Origin of the sequence: Lactococcus petauri (assembly GCF_002154895.1) — a bacterium.
Lineage (GTDB): Bacteria > Bacillota > Bacilli > Lactobacillales > Streptococcaceae > Lactococcus > Lactococcus petauri.
Genome location: NZ_MUIZ01000030.1, coordinates 1 through 2,538 on the forward strand (window position 1 = coordinate 1; position 2,538 = coordinate 2,538).

Genomic DNA, 2,538 nt, shown 5'->3' on the forward strand with positions numbered 1-2,538 from the left:
ATAAGACTGCTGAGTTTCAGGGTATAATATCCACGCTTTCTCAGCTAAAACAAAAATATTTAAAGAAATAGTGATAATGTTGAACGATTGATTACATTATCTGGATATTGAGTTTCAGGGTATCTTCCACGCTTTCTCAATTTAATCAAAAATATCTAAAGAAAAGAAAAAATATCTGACCTTCTGAAATAATAGATAGGGCTTGTTCTGAAAAACAGTAAAAACTTAAGTCAATGAACAACTAAATAGATTGTGTTTGTTCTTTTTATTTATAAAGAGAAACTTGAGTCAATGAGTTACTCCTAGAGTAATGTTTGTTTTACTGGCAGCAATGTATGATGAAGATATTTTAATAGTACATGTTTATAAATTTTATGACCTGAGTAAGTCATTAAAAACTACTTGTGGTATAAGAGAGAGTTCCAATTATTTTTGGATGAAAGAAAAGATTGATTGATAAATTGAATCTGAGAACATCAAAATATCTGATTCATGAGCATTAATAATTAGACTTATTAATGCTACGGTGGTTACGGACAGAATATATTTTACAGTAGTAAAAATTTTATTTAAAATCCAGTAATAAAAATTTGGTAATGGTTCAATACAGTCGACAAAAAACTCTTTAAATTCTTCAAAAATATTCATAGTAATTCTCTTTTCGTTTTAATTTAATATAATCTCAATTTTTTATTCGTGGTGGAACAAAAAGACCGACTTGGGAGCTATTTGACCCAAGCAGGAGTTATGAGATTATATTTTTATCATTATATCACAAAAAAGCAATGCTTTCTGCTCTATGAGCAGTTTTTATAATGACTGTTGGTTTAATGTAAAACATCTTTGGTTTTCATCAGAGTACCAAAGAAAATATAGGTTCGATTCCTGTACGGTCAATAGTGAATGCTTAAAGGCTTCACTGCTCTCTTTCTTCTTGGTCGTGGAAAGAGCTTTTTTTGTTTTTCAAACCTTGAACTATTTGCTAGTACGGCAGACGGAGGGCGGTAGTCGATAAGCAATGAAAATCAAAAGTATAATGCAAAGATAAAATCTAAAAGAAAGTAGGACAGTTTATAGAGTTATAAAGCTATGGTATAATCAAAGTAGAAAAAGTAAAGGAGATAAGTTATGGCTATGCTGAATATATCATGTGAGGAAATGGTTACCATTTCTAAAAGAGAATATGACGATATGCAGAATGAATTGCGAAAACTCCGTAATCAAGTTATCCTAGATGGCAAACTTATGGAGGGCTTATCTTCTGCGTACAGAGAAGGGACAGTAGATGCTGATGAAGCATTGGGAAGATTAGGGGCTGAAAAATTTGAAGGTAAAATTATCTGGGAAAGCTGAACAAGATTTGGCACGACTGGAAGAATTTATCGCATACCAAACACGGTCTAAACGAGTATTAGCTCGATTTAAAAGAGAGTTTGAAAATGCAAAAAATTCGATTTCAAAGAATCCTTCGGGTTATCCCTTAGTTGAAAATAGCAATATAATAAGACAAAAATACCAATGGAGATATTGGTATTTTTTTATTGATTATTCAGATGAAGTCGTCATTCAAAGAATTTTTCATGAGAGTGAGAACTGGTTGAATAATCTAGAATGAGAGAGGAAACTATTTGACAGAAATAGAGCGACGTTGCAATTTGATATATGATAATTTTCATATGGACTGTTGTTTACGTTATGACCAAAGAACAGCCTTGCAACTGTCGTATAAAAAAGCGATAGATCAGCTACAAAAAATAAAAGCTTCCAATAATGACTGGGGCTTTTTGAATGCAGAACGAACTTTAACACGTGTTAAAGCAACATATAAAAAATTTGTGTCCTAATTTTGTCTGCTATAACATTAACTAGCAAAAACACATTAATCTTAAGGAGAAAAAATGATTAAAATTCCAATTAAAGCAAAAAGTTTCCTAGGTGAAAAAATCACCGTTGATAAAAAAATCGAAATTGTTCCAAAACGTGGTGTTGAATCAGGTTATACCTTATATCATGCCACAAGTAAACTTCATCCAGAAGGCTTTGAAATCCGTGTAGAAGGCTCTAGTGCCGCAAAACCTACACGCCGTCAAGAAGTAGCATTGACTGGTGCTAAATTGGCACAAGTTCGTAATCGTACTCAAAAAGGAAAATTTACTTATGAGTATGTAATCTATGCCGAATCATTGAAATTAGTCTAAAAAAGGGGAAATATATGACATTGAAATTAAGTACAGTATTTGAAAAACAAAATGTATTGACTGAAGAAATTGCGGATTTTGACAAAGCACTTGGGAAATTGCTCTTTATGTCTGCAGAGCCGCAAATGATTTTTGAAGATTATGAAGCAGAAGAAGGCGAAATAAAGAGCCGTATTACTGAAGAAGTGGATTATTACAATGTGAAATTGTACTCTGAAGCTATGGAAGAACAAATTGAAGTTAAAATGTCTGCATCCACAAAATTTGATGGTATTGACTATGAAGATGAAGTTAAGCTCGGCAATCGTTCTGCTTTCTTCTGGAATGATAAAGAAGTAAC

The 2,538-nt window shown here is 32.2% G+C and carries 6 protein-coding genes; 5 read left to right on the plus strand and 1 reads right to left on the minus strand.

Annotated elements, in window-relative coordinates; translation table 11 throughout:
- Positions 1-426 precede the first annotated feature (426 nt).
- Positions 427-648, minus strand: coding sequence for a hypothetical protein (locus BZZ03_RS11705; protein ID WP_086583399.1), 222 nt, complete (start codon positions 646-648; stop codon positions 427-429).
- 480 nt (positions 649-1,128) lie between these two features.
- Here BZZ03_RS11705 and BZZ03_RS11710 point away from each other — a divergent pair, with 480 nt between their 5' ends.
- The 5 genes from BZZ03_RS11710 to BZZ03_RS11730 all read left to right on the plus strand — a co-directional run.
- On the plus strand, positions 1,129-1,353 hold the full coding sequence (locus BZZ03_RS11710; protein WP_086583400.1) for a hypothetical protein: 225 nt from the start codon (positions 1,129-1,131) through the stop codon (positions 1,351-1,353).
- Positions 1,325-1,615: a type II toxin-antitoxin system RelE/ParE family toxin gene (locus BZZ03_RS11715; protein WP_086583401.1), complete on the plus strand. Its 291-nt coding sequence runs from the start codon at positions 1,325-1,327 to the stop codon at positions 1,613-1,615. The genes BZZ03_RS11710 and BZZ03_RS11715 overlap by 29 nt, the downstream gene beginning before the upstream one ends.
- A 13-nt stretch (positions 1,616-1,628) precedes the next feature.
- Positions 1,629-1,844 (plus strand): hypothetical protein, encoded by a 216-nt coding sequence (locus tag BZZ03_RS11720; RefSeq protein WP_086583402.1) that lies wholly within the window; start codon positions 1,629-1,631, stop codon positions 1,842-1,844.
- Between the two features lie 54 nt (positions 1,845-1,898).
- Complete coding sequence (locus BZZ03_RS11725; RefSeq protein ID WP_086583403.1) at positions 1,899-2,198, plus strand: hypothetical protein; 300 nt, start codon at positions 1,899-1,901, stop codon at positions 2,196-2,198.
- Positions 2,199-2,212: 14 nt separating this feature from the next.
- On the plus strand, positions 2,213-2,538 hold a 326-nt coding region (locus BZZ03_RS11730; RefSeq protein WP_086583404.1), incomplete at its 3' end, for a DUF961 family protein.